Below are 397 nucleotides of genomic sequence, written 5' to 3' on the forward strand. Positions count from 1 at the left end.
TATTTAGATTTATAATCGTAGAATTGAACTTCTTTTACAACTTCACCAGGTAAAGTTGTTTCAGGATAATCATTTCCCAATACTGCAACTTCTATTTCTCTCGCGTCAACACCTTGCTCAATAACAAGTTTACGATCGAATTGAAAAGCTTCTTTAATGCCTTCAAGTAATTCTTCTTTATTTGTACACTTACTTATACCAACACTTGACCCTAAGTTAGCTGGTTTAACGAACACTGGGTATTCTAATTTGTTTTGTATAAGTTCAATAATATTATGTTCATACTTTTCATATTCACTTTTTAAAAAGCTGACATATGGTAACTGAGGTAATCCTCTATGTGCAAATAAATGTTTCATCACTAATTTATCCATACTACTAGACGCAGCTAGTACCC

At 32.0% G+C, this 397-nt stretch carries 1 protein-coding gene; it reads right to left on the minus strand.

Annotated features, from left to right (window positions below):
• Positions 1-374, minus strand: a 374-nt coding sequence (locus E4T88_RS17705; protein WP_497707129.1) for an ATP-binding protein, incomplete at its 3' end; no start/stop codon positions are given.
• Positions 375-397: the final 23 nt, after the last annotated feature.

This window comes from Dysgonomonas mossii, assembly GCF_004569505.1.
Taxonomy (GTDB): domain Bacteria; phylum Bacteroidota; class Bacteroidia; order Bacteroidales; family Dysgonomonadaceae; genus Dysgonomonas.